The organism is Endozoicomonas euniceicola, assembly GCF_025562755.1.
GTDB lineage: Bacteria > Pseudomonadota > Gammaproteobacteria > Pseudomonadales > Endozoicomonadaceae > Endozoicomonas_A > Endozoicomonas_A euniceicola.
Genome location: NZ_CP103300.1, coordinates 3,872,415 through 3,892,135 on the forward strand (window position 1 = coordinate 3,872,415; position 19,721 = coordinate 3,892,135).

Consider the following 19,721-nt stretch of genomic DNA (forward strand, 5'->3'; position numbering starts at 1 on the left):
TACGGACTCCACAATGGGCAAAAAAAATAACGCTCCAGTCTTTGTGTTTTCAAAAAAAATGTTGGCAGTGGTGTTTCTGCTGTGGCTGGCTGCCATGGTGGACAGCGCCCGTGGAGAATGGGTAACACCAGCTTCTGTACATCAGATCGGGACTGCTCATGTTGCTTCAAGGCTCTGGCTTCAGCAACAACCCGTGCTTAAATCCGCTATGGATGAAAAAGTCGCGGTTTCAAAAAGATCGGCAACGGTGGTTATTCTGATAGAAGACGACGGTTTTAGTGTACTGATCACTGAGCCGGCAGTCTTCACATGGCAGGATGCGTGCAATGCCACCACGCTTTCCGACATGACCCGGCATCTGCGCTGCCACGACCCCAATGCCCTGCTGACCGGGTTAAGAGCCACACTGCAGTTTAGTCACAGTGGGGAGTCTGTGCAGGTGACCGGGTTTGCGTCGGTTTTGCAGGTGCAGACCACCGGGGGAACAGACCTGGCCATTGCTCCCTTTCAGAGTGATAGCCCGGGTCTGCCCGACCAGCAATATGAACAACAATACAGAGCCATTCTGGAGTACCTGTCCCGGCAAAGGAGAAAGTCTGAAGAGATAGACCGGCAAACAAGATGCTGGACAAACGCTATGTCAAGGTTAGCCCCTGAAAAACCGGACGAAGTGTTAAGGCAGGAGCAGAAAATAAAGGAGCTGCGAGCGCCCGTCAGGTTCCATTACTCACTGGCACACCGTTCGGCCCCGCAGGATGAAACGTTCTGGTTTTTTACGGACAAGATGCAGGGAAGAGAAATTGTGCTGACTCCCGACAATAACCTTTCTGCCTGCACTCCTGTTTCCCTGCCATCGGGGAGCATGGCTGACCTGTCCAATGGTTCCAAAAGAAATCCTCCACCCGTTGATAAACCAGCAGCTACGAAGAGCAAAAAAAGAAAACTCAGCACCAGCACCAGCACCAGCACTAGTAATAGCGAGAGCCCGCAGAGTGTCACAAATCCGCAGACCGGGGGTTATCCCGTGATACCGGATATCCCCATAAAACAGGAAGAAAATGTCATTGAATTTGGTGAAAGAAAAGTCTTGACAAGTGCTGAACTGTTTATCATCAAGCCGGAAAGCGGTATTACCAGAAAACCGCCAGAACCGCCTTTCAAAACAAATTGCAAGATTCAGGGTGCCCCGGCATTCTGGAAACTTTTTACTAAGAAAAAGCGACAGCAACTGGAAAACAGGATATTGGAATATATTAATAAAACCAATGAAGAAAGAGTGGCGCACATCGAAGGTCTGGTCAGAGAGGTGCGGTACGAGGCAAACGAGGGCGACCCTTACCAGGCTCTGGACGGGCAAAAGCATGTAGTAGCCGCCAAAAAACTGTCCAAGGGTACTGTACTGGGACATTACCGGGGCTCTCTCTGGTTGATAGATAAGAATGCCCCGTCTCCGGAATGTGGTACGTTAGACCAGCAAATATCCTATTCCGTTAACTGTGACTACAAAGGAGAAGGAGAAGAAGCCACGGATGATTGTCAGGAAATGTACTGGCTTTCAGGTTATGACGACGGCAATATTTTTTCCTGCGTTAACGACTGTACCGTCACCAGCAATGCCGACGACAATACCGGTACTTTAGAGCCAAACGTCAGTTTCATTATTGTTTATATGGATGATTTCCCCGTGGTTATGGTCGTGACAACAGAGGATATCCCGGAGGGCAAAGGACTCTGGCTGAGCTATGGAAAACCTTACTGGGACTATAAAAACGAACCGGTTGTGGTGCCCGATGGTGATGACAATCATAGCGGAGCCGGGGCAAAAAACAAAAAATGTGCGTGTGATGTGTGTGGAAGGGTATTGGCTAGTTCTGGAAACCTGACAAGGCACAAGCGCATCCACACCGGAGAGAAGCCTTATAAGTGCAATGTGTGTCAAAAGGGATTTGCTGTTTCCGCAACCTTGGTAGCACACAGGCGCACCCACACCGGAGAGAGGCCTTATGAGTGCGATGTGTGTCAAGAGGGATTTGCTTCCTCCAGTAACCTCGTAAGACACAAGCGCATTCACACCGGAGAGAAGCCTTATAAGTGCGATGTGTGTCAAAAAGGATTTGCTGTTTCCGGAAACTTAGCAAAACACAGGCTCATACACACAGGAGAGAAGCCTTATGAATGCGATGTGTGTCAAAAGGGATTTGCCTACTCCAGTGATCTTGTAAGGCACAAGCTCAGCCACACCGGAGAGAAGCCTTATGAGTGCGATAAGTGCCAAAAGAGATTTACTGACTCGGGAAACTTAGCAGCACACAAACGAACCCACACCGGAGAGAGGCCTTATGAGTGCGATGTGTGTGAAAATAGATTTGCTCGCTCCAATAACCTCGCAAGGCACAAGCGCACCCAACATAAGGAATCCCTAACAGAACAACCGCCGCAGCAATAGTCTACACTCCCGCCAAAATCACCCAATAGCCCAATTCTACGGACTCCACAATGGGCAAAAAAAATAACGCTTCAGTCTTTGTGCTTTCAAAAAAAATGTTGGCAGTGGTGTTTCTGCTGTGGCTGGCTGTCATGGTGGACAGCGCCCGTGGAGAATGGGTAACACCAGCTTCTGTACATCAGGGCGGGATTGCCCATGTTGCTTCAAGGCTCTGGCTTCAGCAACAACCCGTGCTTAAATCCGCTATGGATGAAAAAGTCGCGGTTTCAAAAAGATCGGCAGCGGTGGTTATCCTGGTAGAAGACGACGGTTTTAGTGTACTGACCACTGAGCCGGCAGTCTTCACATGGCAGGATGCGTGCAATGCCACCACACTTTCCAACATGACCCGGCATCTGCGCTGCCACGACCCCAGTGCTTTGCTGACCGGGTTAAGAGCCACACTGCAGTTTAGTCACAGTGGGGAGTCTGTGCAGGTGACCGGGTTTGCGTCGGTTTTGCAGGTGCAGACCACCGGGGGAACAGACCTGGCCATTGCTCCTTTTCAGAGTGATAGCCCGGGTCTGCCCGACCAGCAATATGAACAACAATACAGAGCCATTCTGGAGTACCTGTCCCGGCAAAGGAGAAAGTCTGAAGAGATAGACCGGCGAACAAGATGCTGGACAAACGCCATGTCAAGGTTAGCCCCTGAAAAACCGGACGAAGTGTTAAGGCAGGAGCAGAAAATAAAGGAGCAGCGAGCGCCCGTCAGGTTCCATTACTCACTGGCACACCGTTCGGCTCCGCAGGATGAAACGTTCTGGTTTTTTACGGACAAGATGGAGGGAAGAAAAGTTGTGCTGACTCCCGACAATAACCTTTCTGCCTGCACTCCTGTTTCCCTGCCATCGGGGAGCATGGCTGACCTGTCCAATGGTTCCAAAAGAAATCCTCCACCCGTTGATAAACCAGCAGCTACGAAGAGCAAAAAAAGAAAACTCAGCACCAGCACCAGCACCAGTAATAGCGAGAGCCCGCAGAGTGTCACAAATCCGCAGACCGGGGGTTATCCCGTGATACCGGATATCCCCATAAAACAGGAAGAAAATGTCATTGAATTTGGTGAAAGAAAAGTCTTGACAAGTGCTGAACTGTTTATCATCAAGCCGGAAAGCGGTATTACCAGAAAACCGCCAGAACCGCCTTTCAAAACAAATTGCAAGATTCAGGGTGCCCCGGCATTCTGGAAACTTATTACTAAGAAAAAGCGACAGCAACTGAAAAACAAAATATTGGAATATATTAATAAAACCAATGAAGAAAGAGAGGCGCACATCGAAGGCCTGGTCAGAGAGGTGCGGTACGAGGCAAACGAGGGTGACCCTTATCAGGCTCTGGACGGGCAAAGGCATGTAGTAGCCGCCAAAAAACTGTCCAAGGGTATTGTACTGGGACATTACCGGGGCTCTCTCTGGTTGATAGATGAGAATGCCCCGTCTCCGGAGTGTGGTACGTTAGACCAGCAAATATCCTATTCCGTTAACTGTGACTACAAAGGAGAAGAAGCCACGGATGATTGTCAGGAAATGTACTGGCTTTCAGGTTATGACGACGGCAATATTTTTTCCTGCGTTAACGACTGTACCGTCACCAGTAATGCTGACCACGATACCGCTACTGTAGAGCCAAACGTCAGGTTCATCACTGTTTATATGGATGATTTCCCCGTGGTTTTGGTAGTGACAACGAAGTTTATCCCGGAGGGCAAAGGACTCTGGCTGAGCTATGGAGAACCTTACTGGGACTATAAAAACAAACCGGTTGTGGTGTCCGACGGTGATGACGGTCATAGCGGAGCCGGGGCAAAAAACAAAAAATGTGCGTATGATGTGTGTGGAAGGGAGCTTGCTAATTCTGGAAGTCTCACAAGACACAAGCTCACCCACACAGGAGAGAAGTCTCATGAGTGCGATGTGTGTGGAAAGAAGTTTGCTCGTTCCGGAACTCTCACAAGACACAAGTTCTGCCACACCGGGAAGAAGCCTTATAAGTGCGATGTGTGTAAAAAGAGATTTATTCAACCCAATCACCTCATAGTACACAAACGCACTCACACCGGGGAGAGGCCTTATGAGTGCGATGTGTGTCAAAAGAGATTTGTTAACTCCGGAAACTTGGCAGCACACAGGCTCAGACACACCGGGGAAAAGCCTCATGAGTGCGATCTGTGTCAAAAGAGATTTGCCTGCTCCAGTAACTTCGTAAGACACAGGCGCACCCACACCGGAGATAAGCCTTATAAGTGCGATGTGTGTCCAAAGAGATTTGCAGCTTCCGGAGACTTGACAAAACACAGGCGCCACCACACAGGAGAGAGGCCTTATGAGTGCGATGTGTGTCAAAAGAGATTTGTTTGCTCCAGTAACTTAGTAAGACACAAGCGCACCCACACCGGAGATAAGCCTTATGAGTGCGATAAGTGCCAAAAGAGATTTACTGACTCCGGAAACTTAGCAACACACAGGCGTAGCCACACCGGGGAGAAGCCTTATGAGTGCGATAAGTGCCAAAAGAGATTTTCTCGACTCGCACACCTCGTAAGTCACAAGCGCATCCAACACAAGAACCTTCCAACAGAGCAACCGCCACAGCAATAGTCTACACTCCCGCCAAAATCACCCAATAGCCCAATTCTACGGACACTACAATGGGCAAAAAAAATAACGCTTCAGTCTTTGTGTTTTCAAAAAAAATGCTGGCAGTGGTGTTGCTGCTGTGGCTGGCTGTCATTGTGGGCAGCGTCCGTGGAGAATGGGTAACACCAGCTTCTGTACATCAGGGCGGGATTGCCCATGTTGCTTCAAGGCTCTGGCTTCAGCAACAACCCGTGCTTAAATCCGCTATGGATGAAAAAGTTGCGGTTTCAAAAAGATCGGCAGCGGTGGTTATTCTGGTAGAAGACGACGGTTTTAGTGTACTGGCCACTGAGCCGGCAGTCTTCACATGGCAGGATGCGTGCAATGCCACCACACTTTCCAACATGACCCGGCATCTGCGCTGCCACGACCCCAGTGCTTTGCTGACCGGGTTAAGAGCCACACTGCAGTTTAGTCACAGTGGGGAGTCTGTGCAGGTGACCGGGTTTGCGTCGGTTTTGCAGGTGCAGACCACTGGGGGAACAGACCTGGCCATTGCTCCCTTTCAGAGTGATAGCCCGGGTCTGCCCGACCAGCAGCATGAACAACAATACAGAGCCATTCTGGAGTACCTGTCCCGGCAAAGGAGAAAGTCTGAAGGGATAGACCGGCGAACAAGATGCTGGACAAACGCTATGTCAAGGTTAGCCCCTGAAAAACCGGACGAAGTGTTAAGGCAGGAGCAGAAAATAAAGGAGCAGCGAGCGCCTGTCAGGTTCCATTACTCACTGGCACACCGTTCGGCCCCGCAGTATGAAACGTTCTGGTTTTTTACGGACAAGATGGAGGGAAGAAAAGTTGTGTTGACTCCCGACAATAACCTTTCTGCCTGCACTCCTGTTTCCCTGCCATCGGGGAGCATGGTTGACCTGTCCAATGGTTCCAAAAGAAATCCTCCGCCCGTTGATAAACCAGCAGCTACGAAGAGCAAAAAAAGAAAACTCAGCACCAGCACCAGCACCAGCACCAGTAATAGCGAGAGCCCGCAGAGTGTCACAAATCCGCAGACCGGGGGTTATCCCGTGATACCGGATATCCCCATAAAACAGGAAGAAAATGTCATTGAATTTGGTGAAAGAAAAGTCTTGACAAGTGCTGAACTGTTTATCATCAAGCCGGAAAGCGGTATTACCAGAAAACCGCCAGAACCGCCTTTCAAAACAAATTGCAAGATTCAGGGTGCCCCGGCATTCTGGAAACTTTTTACAAAGAAAAAGCGACAGCAACTGGAAAACAGGATATTGGAATATATTAATAAAACCAATGAAGAAAGAGTGGCGCACATCGAAGGTCTGGTCAGAGAGGTGCGGTACGAGGCAAACGAGGGCGACCCTTACCAGGCTCTGGACGGGCAAAAGCATGTAGTAGCCGCCAAGAAACTGTCCAAGGGTACTGTACTGGGACATTACCGGGGCTCTCTCTGGTTGATAGATGAGAATGCCCCGTCTCCTGAGTGTGGTACGTTAGACCAGCAAATATCCTATTCCGTTAACTGTGACTATAAAGGAGGAGAAGAAGCCACGGATGATTGTCAGGAAATGTACTGGCTTTCAGGTTATGACGACGGCAATATTTTTTCCTGCGTTAACGACTGTACCGTCACCAGCAATGCCGACGACAATACCGGTACTTTAGAGCCAAACGTCAGTTTCATTATTGTTTATATGGATGATTTCCCCGTGGTTATGGTCGTGACAACAGAGGATATCCCGGAGGGCAAAGGACTCTGGCTGAGCTATGGAGAACCTTACTGGGACTATAAAAACGAACCGGTTGTGGTGCCTGACGGTGATGACGATCATAGCGGAGCCGGGGCAAAAAACAAAAAACACGTGTGTGATGTGTGTGGAAAGAGGTTTGCTCTTTCCGGAGACCTCGTAAGACACAAGCGCACCCACACCGGAGAGAAGCCTTATGAGTGCGATGTGTGTCAAAAGAGATTTTCTCTACTCAATCACCTCATAGTACACAAACGCACTCACACCGGGGAGAAGCCTTATGAGTGCGATGTGTGTCCAAAGAGATTTGCAGCTTCCGGAGACTTGACAAAACACAGGCGCCACCACACAGGAGAGAGGCCTTATGAGTGCGATGTGTGTCAAAAGAGATTTGCTTGCTCCAGTAACTTCGTAAGACACAAGCGCACCCATACCGGAGATAAGCCTTATGAGTGCGATAAGTGCCAAAAAAGATTTTCTCAACTCGCACACCTCGTAAGTCACAAGCGCACCCAACACAAGAACCTTCCAACAGAGCAACCGCCACAGCAATAGTCTACACTCCCGCCAAAATCACCCAATAGCCCAATTCTACGGACTCCACAATGGGCAAAAAAAATAACGCTTCAGTCTTTGTGTTTTCAAAAAAAATGCTGGCAGTGGTGTTGCTGCTGTGGCTGGCTGTCATTGTGGGCAGCGTCCGTGGAGAATGGGTAACACCAGCTTCTGTACATCAGGGCGGGATTGCCCATGTTGCTTCAAGGCTCTGTCTTCAGCAACAACCCGTGCTTAAATCCGCTATGGATGAAAAAGTCGCGGTTTCAAAAAGATCGGCAGCGGTGGTTATCCTGGTAGAAGACGACGGTTTTAGTGTACTGGCCACTGAGCCGGCAGTCTTCACATGGCAGGATGCGTGCAATGCCACCACACTTTCCAACATGACCCGGCATCTGCGCTGCCACGATCCCAGTGCTTTGCTGACCGGGTTAAGAGCCACACTGCAGTTTAGTCACAGTGGGGAGTCTGTGCAGGTGACCGGGTTTGCGTCGGTTTTGCAGGTGCAGACCACCGGGGGAACAGACCTGGCCATTGCTCCCTTTCAGAGTGATAGCCCGGGTCTGCCCGACCAGCAATATGAACAACAATACAGAGCCATTCTGGAGTACCTGTCCCGGCAAAGGAGAAAGTCTGAAGGGATAGACCGGCGAACAAGATGCTGGACAAACGCCATGTCAAGATTAGCCCCTGAAAAACCGGACGAAGTGTTAAGGCAGGAGCAGAAAATAAAGGAGCAGCGAGCGCCTGTCAGGTTCCATTACTCACTGGCACACCGTTCGGCCCCGCAGGATGAAACGTTCTGGTTTTTTACGGACAAGATGGAGGGAAGAAAAGTTGTGCTGACTCCCGACAATAACCTTTCTGCCTGCACTCCTGTTTCCCTGCCATCGGGGAGCATGGTTGACCTGTCCAATGGTTCCAAAAGAAATCCTCCACCCGTTGATAAACCAGCAGCTACGAAGAGCAAAAAAAGAAAACTCAGCACCAGCACCAGCACCAGCACCAGTAATAGCGAGAGCCCGCAGAGTGTCACAAATCCGCAGACCGAGGGTTATCCCGTGATACCGGATATCCTCATAAAACAGGAAGAAAATGTCATTGAATTTGGTGAAAGAAAAGTCTTGACAAGTGCTGAACTGTTTATCATCAAGCCGGAAAGCGGTATTACCAGAAAACCGCCAGAACCGCCTTTCAAAACAAATTGCAAGATTCTGGGTGCCCCTGCATTCTGGAAACTTTTTACTAAGAAAAAGCGACAGCAACAGGAAAACAGGATATTGGAATATATTAATAAAACCAATGAAGAAAGAGAGGCGCACATCGAAGGTCTGGTTAGAGAGGTGCGGTACGAGGCAAACGAGGGCGACCCTTACCAGGCTCTGGACGGGCAAAGACATGTGGTAGCCGCCAAAAAACTGTCCAAGGGTACTGTACTGGGACATTACCGGGGCTCTCTCTGGTTGATAGATAAGAATGCCCCGTCTCCGGAGTGTGGTACGTTAGACCAGCAAATATCCTATTCCGTTAACTGTGACTACAAAGAAGAAGGAGAAGAAGCCACGGATGATTGTCAGGAAATGTACTGGCTTTCAGGTTATGACGACGGCAATATTTTTTCCTGTGTTAACGACTGTACCGTCACCAGCAATGCCGACGACAATACCGGTACTTTAGAGCCAAACGTCAGTTTCATTATTGTTTATATGGATGATTTCCCCGTGGTTATGGTCGTGACAACAAAGGATATCCCGGAGGGCAAAGGACTCTGGCTGAGCTATGGAGAACCTTACTGGGACTATAAAAACGAACCGGTTGTGGTGCCCGATGGTGATGACAATCATAGCGGAGCCGGGGCAAAAAACAAAAAATGTGCGTGTGATGTGTGTGGAAGGGTATTGGCTAGTTCTGGAAACCTGACAAGGCACAAGCGCATCCACACCGGAGAGAAGCCTTATAAGTGCGATGTGTGTCAAAAGGGATTTGCTGTTTCCGAAACCTTGGTAACACACAGGCGCACCCACACAGGGGAGAAGCCTTATGAGTGCGATGTGTGTGGAAAGGGATTTACTCAGACCGGAGAGCTCGTAAGACACAAACGCATTCACACAGGGGAAAAGCCTTATGGGTGCGATGTGTGTAAAAAAAGATTTAATCAACTCAATAACCTCATAGTACACAAACGCACTCACACCGGGGAGAAGCCTTATGAGTGCGATAAGTGCCAAAAGAGATTTGCTCGATCCGGAGACCTCGTAAAACACAAACGCAGCCACACAGGGGAGAGGCCTTATGAGTGCGATAAGTGCCAAAAGAGATTTATTCAATCCGGAGACCTCATAAGACACAAACGCACCCACACCGGAGAGAAGCCTTATGAGTGCGATAAGTGCCAAAAGAGATTTTTTCAACTCGCACACCTCGTAAGTCACAAGCGCATCCAACACAAGAACCTTCCAACAGAGCAACCGCCACAGCAATAGTCTACACTCCCGCCAAAATCACCCAATAGCCCAATTCTACGGACTCCACAATGGGCAAAAAAAATAACGCTTCAGTCTTTGTGTTTTCAAAAAAAATGCTGGCAGTGGTGTTGCTGCTGTGGCTGGCTGTCATTGTGGGCAGCGTCCGTGGAGAATGGGTAACACCAGCTTCTGTACATCAGGGGGGGATTGCCCATGTTGCTTCAAGGCTCTGTCTTCAGCAACAACCCGTGCTTAAATCCGCTATGGATGAAAAAGTTGCGGTTTCAAAAAGATCGGCAACGGTGGTTATCCTGGTAGAAGACGACGGTTTTAGTGTACTGACCACTGAGCCGGTAGTTTTCACATGGCAGGATGCGTGCAATGCCACCACACTTTCCGACATGACCCGGCATCTGCGCTGCCACGATCCCAGTGCTTTGCTGACCGGGTTAAGAGCCACACTGCAGTTTAGTCACAGTGGGGAGTCTGTGCAGGTGACCGGGTTTGCGTCGGTTTTGCAGGTGCAGACCACCGGGGGAACAGACCTGGCCATTGCTCCCTTTCAGAGTGATAGCCCGGGTCTGCCCGACCAGCAATATGAACAACAGTATAGAGCCATTCTGGAGTACCTGTCCCGGCAAAGGAGAAAGTCTGAAGAGATAGACCGGCGAACAGGATGCTGGACAAACGCCATGTCAAGATTAGCCCCTGAAAAACCGGACGAAGTGTTAAGGCAGGAGCAGAAAATAAAGGAGCTGCGAGCGCCCGTCAGGTTCCATTACTCACTGGCACACCGTTCGGCCCCGCAGGATGAAACGTTCTGGTTTTTTACGGACAAGATGCAGGGAAGAAAAGTTGTGTTGACTCCCGACAATAACCTTTCTGCCTGCACTCCTGTTTCCCCGCCATCGGGGAGCATGGCTGACCTGTCCAATGGTTCCAAAAGAAATCCTCCACCCGTTGATAAACCAGCAGCTACGAAGAGCAAAAAAAGAAAACTCAGCACCAGCACCAGTAATAGCGAGAGCCCGCAGAGTGTCACAAATCCGCAGACCGAGGGTTATCCCGTGAGACCGGATATCCCCATAAAACAGGAAGAAAATGTCATTGAATTTGGTGAAAGAAAAGTCTTGACAAGTGCTGAACTGTTTATCATCAAGCCGGAAAGCGGTATTACCACAAAACCGCCAGAACCGCCTTTCAAAACAAATTGCAAGATTCAGGGTGCCCCGGCATTCTGGAAACTTTTTACTAAGAAAAAGCGACAGCAACTGGAAAACAGGATATTGGAATATATTAATAAAACCAATGAAGAAAGAGTGGCGCACATCGAAGGCCTGGTTAGAGAGGTGCGGTACGAGGCAAACGAGGGCGACCCTTACCAGGCTCTGGACGGGCAAAAGCATGTGGTAGCCGCCAAAAAACTGTCCAAGGGTACTGTACTGGGACATTACCGGGGCTCTCTCTGGTTGATAGATGAGAATGCCCCGTCTCCGGAGTGTGGTACGTTAGACCAGCAAATATCCTATTCCGTTAACTGTGACTACAAAGGAGAAGAAGCCACGGATGATTGTCAGGAAATGTACTGGCTTTCAGGTTATGACGACGGCAATATTTTTTCCTGCGTTAACGACTGTACCGTCACCAGCAATGCCGACGACGATACCGGTACTGTAGAGCCAAACGTCAGTTTCATTATTGTTTATATGGATGATTTCCCCGTGGTTATGGTCGTGACAACGAAGTTTATCCCGGAGGGCAAAGGACTCTGGCTGAGCTATGGAGAAGCTTACTGGGACTATAAAAACGAACCGGTTGTGGTGCCCGAAGATGAAAATGATCGTAGCGGAGGCAGGGCAAAAAATAAAAAATATGTGTGTGATGTGTGTGGAAAGAAGTATGCTCGCTCCGAAAGCCTCACAAGACACAAGCGCACCCACACCGGAGAGAAGCCTTATGAGTGCGATATGTGTGGAAAGAAGTTTGCTCGCTCCGAAAGCCTCGCAAGACACAAGCGCACCCACACCGGAGAGAAGCCTTATGAGTGCGATGTGTGTCAAAAGGGATTTGCTTACTCCAGTGATCTTGTAAGGCACAAACGCATCCACACCGGAGAGAAGCCTTATAGGTGCGATTTGTGTCAAAAGGAATTTGCTGTTTTCGGAAACTGGGCAATGCACAAGCGCCGCCACACCGGAGAGAGGCCCTACAAGTGCGATGTGTGTAAAAAGGTTTTTTTTGTATCCGGAAGCTTAGCAGTACACAAGCGCACCCACACCGGAGAGAAGCCTTATGGGTGCGATGTGTGTGAAAAGAGATTTGCTCGCTCCGAAGGCCTCACAAGACACAAGCGCACCCACACCGGAGAGAAGCCTTATGAGTGCAATGTGTGTCAAAAGAGATTTGCTCTTTCCAGTAACCTCTCAAAACACAAGCGCACCCAACACAAGAACCTTCCAACAGAGCAACCGCCACAACAATAGTCTACACTCCCGCCAAAATCACCCTATAGCCCAATTCTACGGACTCCACAATGGGCAAAAAAAATAACGCTCCAGTCTTTGTGTTTTCAAAAAAAATGTTGGCAGTGGTGTTTCTGCTGTGGCTGGCTGCCATGGTGGACAGCGCCCGTGGAGAATGGGTAACACCAGCTTCTGTACATCAGGTCGGGACTGCTCATGTTGCTTCAAGGCTCTGGCTTCAGCAACAACCCGTGCTTAAATCCGCTATGGATGAAAAAGTGGCGGTTTCAAAAAGATCGGCAGCGGTGGTTATCCTGGTAGAAGACGACGGTTTTAGTGTACTGGCCACTGAGCCGGCAGTCTTCACATGGCAGGATGCGTGCAATGCCACCACACTTTCCGACATGACCCGGCATCTGCGCTGCCACGACCCCAATGCCCTGCTGACCGGGTTAAGAGCCACACTGCAGTTTAGTCACAGTGGGGAGTCTGTGCAGGTGACCGGGTTTGCCTCGGTTTTGCAGGTGCAGACCACCGGGGGAATAGACCTGGCCATTGCTCCTTTTCAGAGTGATAGCCCGGGTCTGCCCGACCAGCAATATGAACAACAATACAGAGCCATTCTGGAGTACCTGTCCCGGCAAAGGAGAAAGTCTGAAGAGATAGACCGGCAAACAAGATGCTGGACAAACGCTATGTCAAGGTTAGCCCCTGAAAAACCGGACGAAGTGTTAAGGCAGGAGCAGAAAATAAAGGAGCTGCGAGCGCCCGTCAGGTTCCATTACTCACTGGCACACCGTTCGGCCCCGCAGGATGAAACGTTCTGGTTTTTTACGGACAAGATGCAGGGAAGAGAAATTGTGCTGACTCCCGACAATAACCTTTCTGCCTGCTCCCCTGTTTCCCTGCCATCGGGGAGCATGGTTGACCTGTCCAATGGTTCCAAAAGAAATCCTCCACCCGTTGATAAACCAGCAGCTACGAAGAGCAAAAAAAGAAAACTCAGCACCAGCACCAGCACCAGCACCAGTAATAGCGAGAGCCCGCAGAGTGTCACAAATCCGCAGACCGAGGGTTATCCCGTGATACCGGATATCCCCATAAAACAGGAAGAAAATGTCATTGAATTTGGTGAAAGAAAAGTCTTGACAAGTGCTGAACTGTTTATAATCAAGCCGGAAAGCGGTATTACCAGAAAACCGCCAGAACCGCCTTTCAAAACAAATTACAAGATTCAGGGTGCCCCGGCATTCTGGAAACTTTTTACTAAGAAAAAGCGACAGCAACTGGAAAACAGGATATTGGAATATATTAATAAAACCAATGAAGAAAGAGAGGCGCACATCGAAGGTCTGGTCAGAGAGGTGCGGTACGAGGCAAACGAGGACGACCCTTACCAGGCTCTGGACGGGCAAAAGCATGTGGTAGCCGCCAAAAAACTGTCCAAGGGTACTGTACTGGGGCATTACCGGGGCTCTCTCTGGTTGATAGATAAGAATGCCCCGTCTCCGGAGTGTGGTACGTTAGACCAGCAAATATCCTATTCCGTTAACTGTGACTACAAAGAAGGAGGAGAAGAAGCCACGGATGATTGTCAGGAAATGTACTGGCTTTCAGGTTATGACGACGGCAATATTTTTTCCTGCGTTAACGACTGTACCGTCACCAGCAATGCCGACGACAATACCGGTACTTTAAAGCCAAACGTCAGTTTCATTATTGTTTATATGGATGATTTCCCCGTGGTTATGGTCGTGACAACAGAGGATATCCCGGAGGGCAAAGGACTCTGGCTGAGCTATGGAAAACCTTACTGGGACTATAAAAACGAACCGGTTGTGGTGCCCGACGGTGATGACGATCATAGCGGAGCCGGGGCAAAAAACAAAAAATGTGCGTGTGATGTGTGTGGAAGGATATTTACTAAACCCCATCACCTAAGAGACCACAAACGCACCCATACAGGGGAGAAGCCTTATGAGTGCGGTGTGTGTCAAAAGGGATTTGCTTACTCCAGTAACCTCTTAAGACATCAGCGTACCCACACCGGGGCGAAGCCTCATGAGTGCGATGTGTGTAAAAAGATATTTACTCAATCCGGAGACCTCATAAGACACAAACGCACCCACACCGGAGAGAAGCCTTATAAGTGCGATGTGTGTGAAAAGGAATTTTCTGCTTCTGGAAACTTAGCAACACACAGGCGTAGCCACACCGGGGAGAAGCCTTATGAGTGCGATAAGTGCCAAAAGAGATTTACTCAATCCGGAGGCCTCGTAAAACACAAACTCAGCCACACCGGGGAGAGGCCTCATGAGTGCGATAAGTGCCAAAAGAGATTTACTGACTCCGGAAACTTAGCAAGACACAAACGCACCCACACCGGAGAGAAGCCTTATGAGTGCGATAAGTGCCAAAAGAGATTTTCTCGACTCGCACACCTCGTAAGTCACAAGCGCACCCAACACAAGAACCTTCCAACAGAACAACCGCCACAGCAATAGTCTACACTCCCGCCAAAATCACCCTATAGCCCAATTCTACGGACTCCACAATGGGCAAAAAAAATAACGCTCCAGTCTTTGTGTTTTCAAAAAAAATGTTGGCAGTGGTGTTTCTGCTGTGGCTGGCTGCCATGGTGGACAGCGCCCGTGGAGAATGGGTAACACCAGCTTCTGTACATCAGGTCGGGACTGCTCATGTTGCTTCAAGGCTCTGGCTTCAGCAACAACCCGTGCTTAAATCCGCTATGGATGAAAAAGTGGCGGTTTCAAAAAGATCGGCAGCGGTGGTTATCCTGGTAGAAGACGACGGTTTTAGTGTACTGGCCACTGAGCCGGCAGTCTTCACATGGCAGGATGCGTGCAATGCCACCACACTTTCCGACATGACCCGGCATCTGCGCTGCCACGACCCCAATGCCCTGCTGACCGGGTTAAGAGCCACACTGCAGTTTAGTCACAGTGGGGAGTCTGTGCAGGTGACCGGGTTTGCCTCGGTTTTGCAGGTGCAGACCACCGGGGGAATAGACCTGGCCATTGCTCCTTTTCAGAGTGATAGCCCGGGTCTGCCCGACCAGCAATATGAACAACAATACAGAGCCATTCTGGAGTACCTGTCCCGGCAAAGGAGAAAGTCTGAAGAGATAGACCGGCAAACAAGATGCTGGACAAACGCTATGTCAAGGTTAGCCCCTGAAAAACCGGACGAAGTGTTAAGGCAGGAGCAGAAAATAAAGGAGCTGCGAGCGCCCGTCAGGTTCCATTACTCACTGGCACACCGTTCGGCCCCGCAGGATGAAACGTTCTGGTTTTTTACGGACAAGATGCAGGGAAGAGAAATTGTGCTGACTCCCGACAATAACCTTTCTGCCTGCTCCCCTGTTTCCCTGCCATCGGGGAGCATGGTTGACCTGTCCAATGGTTCCAAAAGAAATCCTCCACCCGTTGATAAACCAGCAGCTACGAAGAGCAAAAAAAGAAAACTCAGCACCAGCACCAGCACCAGCACCAGTAATAGCGAGAGCCCGCAGAGTGTCACAAATCCGCAGACCGAGGGTTATCCCGTGATACCGGATATCCCCATAAAACAGGAAGAAAATGTCATTGAATTTGGTGAAAGAAAAGTCTTGACAAGTGCTGAACTGTTTATAATCAAGCCGGAAAGCGGTATTACCAGAAAACCGCCAGAACCGCCTTTCAAAACAAATTACAAGATTCAGGGTGCCCCGGCATTCTGGAAACTTTTTACTAAGAAAAAGCGACAGCAACTGGAAAACAGGATATTGGAATATATTAATAAAACCAATGAAGAAAGAGAGGCGCACATCGAAGGTCTGGTCAGAGAGGTGCGGTACGAGGCAAACGAGGACGACCCTTACCAGGCTCTGGACGGGCAAAAGCATGTAGTAGCCGCCAAAAAACTGTCCAAGGGTACTGTACTGGGACATTACCGGGGCTCTCTCTGGTTGATAGATAAGAATGCCCCGTCTCCGGAATGTGGTACGTTAGACCAGCAAATATCCTATTCCGTTAACTGTGACTACAAAGGAGAAGGAGAAGAAGCCACGGATGATTGTCAGGAAATGTACTGGCTTTCAGGTTATGACGACGGCAATATTTTTTCCTGCGTTAACGACTGTACCGTCACCAGCAATGCCGACGACAATACCGGTACTTTAGAGCCAAACGTCAGTTTCATTATTGTTTATATGGATGATTTCCCCGTGGTTATGGTCGTGACAACAGAGGATATCCCGGAGGGCAAAGGACTCTGGCTGAGCTATGGAGAACCTTACTGGGACTATAAAAACGAACCGGTTGTGGTGCCCGACGGTGATGACGGTCATAGCGGAGCCGGGGCAAAAAACAAAAAACACGTGTGTGATGTGTGTGGAAAGAGGTTTGCTCTTTCCGGAGACCTCGTAAGACACAAGCGCACCCACACCGGAGAGAAGCCTTATGAGTGCGATGTGTGTGGAAAGAAGTTTGCTCGTTCCGAAACTCTCACAAGACACAAGCGCAGCCACACCGGGAAGAAGCCTTATGAGTGCGATGTGTGTCCAAAGAGATTTGCAGCTTCCGGAGACTTGACAAAACACAGGCGCCACCACACAGGAGAGAGGCCTTATGAGTGCGATCTGTGTCAAAAGAGATTTGCCTGCCCCAGTAACTTCGTAAGACACAGGCGCACCCACACCGGAGATAAGCCTTATAAGTGCGATGTGTGTCCAAAGAGATTTGCAGCTTCCGGAGACTTGACAAGACACAGGCGCCACCACACAGGAGAGAGGCCTTATGAGTGCGATGTGTGTCAAAAGAGATTTGCTTGCTCCAGTAACTTCGTAAGACACAAGTGCACCCAACACAAGAACCTTCCAACAGAGCAACCGCCACAGCAATAGTCTACACTCCCGCCAAAATCACCCTATAGCCCAATTCTACGGACTCCACAATGGGCAAAAAAAATAACGCTCCAGTCTTTGTGTTTTCAAAAAAAATGTTGGCAGTGGTGTTTCTGCTGTGGCTGGCTGCCATGGTGGACAGCGCCCGTGGAGAATGGGTAACACCAGCTTCTGTACATCAGGTCGGGACTGCTCATGTTGCTTCAAGGCTCTGGCTTCAGCAACAACCCGTGCTTAAATCCGCTATGGATGAAAAAGTGGCGGTTTCAAAAAGATCGGCAGCGGTGGTTATCCTGGTAGAAGACGACGGTTTTAGTGTACTGGCCACTGAGCCGGCAGTCTTCACATGGCAGGATGCGTGCAATGCCACCACACTTTCCGACATGACCCGGCATCTGCGCTGCCACGACCCCAATGCCCTGCTGACCGGGTTAAGAGCCACACTGCAGTTTAGTCACAGTGGGGAGTCTGTGCAGGTGACCGGGTTTGCCTCGGTTTTGCAGGTGCAGACCACCGGGGGAATAGACCTGGCCATTGCTCCTTTTCAGAGTGATAGCCCGGGTCTGCCCGACCAGCAATATGAACAACAATACAGAGCCATTCTGGAGTACCTGTCCCGGCAAAGGAGAAAGTCTGAAGAGATAGACCGGCAAACAAGATGCTGGACAAACGCTATGTCAAGGTTAGCCCCTGAAAAACCGGACGAAGTGTTAAGGCAGGAGCAGAAAATAAAGGAGCTGCGAGCGCCCGTCAGGTTCCATTACTCACTGGCACACCGTTCGGCCCCGCAGGATGAAACGTTCTGGTTTTTTACGGACAAGATGCAGGGAAGAGAAATTGTGCTGACTCCCGACAATAACCTTTCTGCCTGCTCCCCTGTTTCCCTGCCATCGGGGAGCATGGTTGACCTGTCCAATGGTTCCAAAAGAAATCCTCCACCCGTTGATAAACCAGCAGCTACGAAGAGCAAAAAAAGAAAACTCAGCACCAGCACCAGCACCAGCACCAGTAATAGCGAGAGCCCGCAGAGTGTCACAAATCCGCAGACCGAGGGTTATCCCGTGATACCGGATATCCCCATAAAACAGGAAGAAAATGTCATTGAATTTGGTGAAAGAAAAGTCTTGACAAGTGCTGAACTGTTTATAATCAAGCCGGAAAGCGGTATTACCAGAAAACCGCCAGAACCGCCTTTCAAAACAAATTACAAGATTCAGGGTGCCCCGGCATTCTGGAAACTTTTTACTAAGAAAAAGCGACAGCAACTGGAAAACAGGATATTGGAATATATTAATAAAACCAATGAAGAAAGAGAGGCGCACATCGAAGGTCTGGTCAGAGAGGTGCGGTACGAGGCAAACGAGGACGACCCTTACCAGGCTCTGGACGGGCAAAAGCATGTAGTAGCCGCCAAAAAACTGTCCAAGGGTACTGTACTGGGACATTACCGGGGCTCTCTCTGGTTGATAGATAAGAATGCCCCGTCTCCGGAATGTGGTACGTTAGACCAGCAAATATCCTATTCCGTTAACTGTGACTACAAAGGAGAAGGAGAAGAAGCCACGGATGATTGTCAGGAAATGTACTGGCTTTCAGGTTATGACGACGGCAATATTTTTTCCTGCGTTAACGACTGTACCGTCACCAGCAATGCCGACGACAATACCGGTACTTTAGAGCCAAACGTCAGTTTCATTATTGTTTATATGGATGATTTCCCCGTGGTTATGGTCGTGACAACAGAGGATATCCCGGAGGGCAAAGGACTCTGGCTGAGCTATGGAGAACCTTACTGGGACTATAAAAACGAACCGGTTGTGGTGCCCGACGGTGATGACGGTCATAGCGGAGCCGGGGCAAAAAACAAAAAACACGTGTGTGATGTGTGTGGAAAGAAGTTTGCTCGCTCCATACACCTCATAGTACACAAGCGCACCCACACCGGAGAGAAGCCTTATGAGTGCGATGTGTGTCAAAAGAGATTTGTTAACTCCGGAAACTTGGCAGCACACAGGCTCAGACACACCGGGGAAAAGCCTCATGAGTGCGATCTGTGTCAAAAGAGATTTGCCTGCTCCAGTAACTTCGTAAGACACAGGCGCACCCACACCGGGGCGAAGCCTTATGAGTGCGATGTGTGTAAAAAGATATTTACTCAATCCGGAGACCTCATAAGACACAAACGCACCCACACCGGAGAGAAGCCTTATAAGTGCGATGTGTGTGAAAAGGGATTTTCTGCTTCTGGAAACTTAGCAACACACAGGCGTAGCCACACCGGGGAGAAGCCTTATGAGTGCGATAAGTGCCAAAAGAGATTTACTCGATCCGGAAACCTCATAAGACACAAGCGCAGCCACACCGGGGAGAGGCCTTATGAGTGCGATAAGTGCCAAAAGAAATTTTTTCAACTCGCACACCTCGTAAGTCACAAGCGCATCCAACACAAGAACCTTCCAACAGAGCAACCGCCACAGCAATAGTCTACACTCCC

General features: G+C 49.6%; 8 protein-coding genes. All 8 read left to right on the forward strand.

What is annotated here, in order from left to right; translation table 11 throughout:
* The first annotated feature begins 13 nt into the window (after nt 1–13).
* Genes NX720_RS15830 through NX720_RS15865 form a run of 8 tightly spaced genes read left to right on the forward strand, consistent with a single transcriptional unit; the run spans nt 14 to nt 19,710 of the window.
* The gene (locus tag NX720_RS15830) at nt 14–2,446 is read left to right on the forward strand and encodes a C2H2-type zinc finger protein (protein ID WP_262595798.1); all 2,433 of its coding nucleotides are present in this window, start codon (nt 14–16) and stop codon (nt 2,444–2,446) included.
* Nucleotides 2,447–2,496: 50 nt separating this feature from the next.
* A complete protein-coding gene (locus tag NX720_RS15835; RefSeq protein WP_262595799.1) occupies nt 2,497–5,085 on the forward strand; it encodes a C2H2-type zinc finger protein in 2,589 nt (862 codons plus the stop codon).
* Between the two features lie 50 nt (nt 5,086–5,135).
* Nucleotides 5,136–7,397 (forward strand): C2H2-type zinc finger protein, encoded by a 2,262-nt coding sequence (locus NX720_RS15840; protein WP_262595801.1) that lies wholly within the window; start codon nt 5,136–5,138, stop codon nt 7,395–7,397.
* 50 nt (nt 7,398–7,447) lie between these two features.
* Nucleotides 7,448–9,880: a C2H2-type zinc finger protein gene (locus NX720_RS15845; RefSeq protein WP_262595803.1), complete on the forward strand. Its 2,433-nt coding sequence runs from the start codon at nt 7,448–7,450 to the stop codon at nt 9,878–9,880.
* Between the two features lie 50 nt (nt 9,881–9,930).
* Nucleotides 9,931–12,345 carry a C2H2-type zinc finger protein gene (locus tag NX720_RS15850; protein WP_262595804.1) on the forward strand — a complete coding sequence of 805 codons (2,415 nt, stop codon included), beginning with the start codon at nt 9,931–9,933 and terminating at the stop codon, nt 12,343–12,345.
* 50 nt (nt 12,346–12,395) lie between these two features.
* Nucleotides 12,396–14,828: a C2H2-type zinc finger protein gene (locus tag NX720_RS15855; protein ID WP_262595805.1), complete on the forward strand. Its 2,433-nt coding sequence runs from the start codon at nt 12,396–12,398 to the stop codon at nt 14,826–14,828.
* A gap of 50 nt (nt 14,829–14,878) precedes the next feature.
* On the forward strand, nt 14,879–17,227 hold the full coding sequence (locus tag NX720_RS15860; protein ID WP_262595806.1) for a C2H2-type zinc finger protein: 2,349 nt from the start codon (nt 14,879–14,881) through the stop codon (nt 17,225–17,227).
* 50 nt (nt 17,228–17,277) lie between these two features.
* A complete protein-coding gene (locus NX720_RS15865; protein ID WP_262595808.1) occupies nt 17,278–19,710 on the forward strand; it encodes a C2H2-type zinc finger protein in 2,433 nt (810 codons plus the stop codon).
* Nucleotides 19,711–19,721 lie beyond the last annotated feature (11 nt).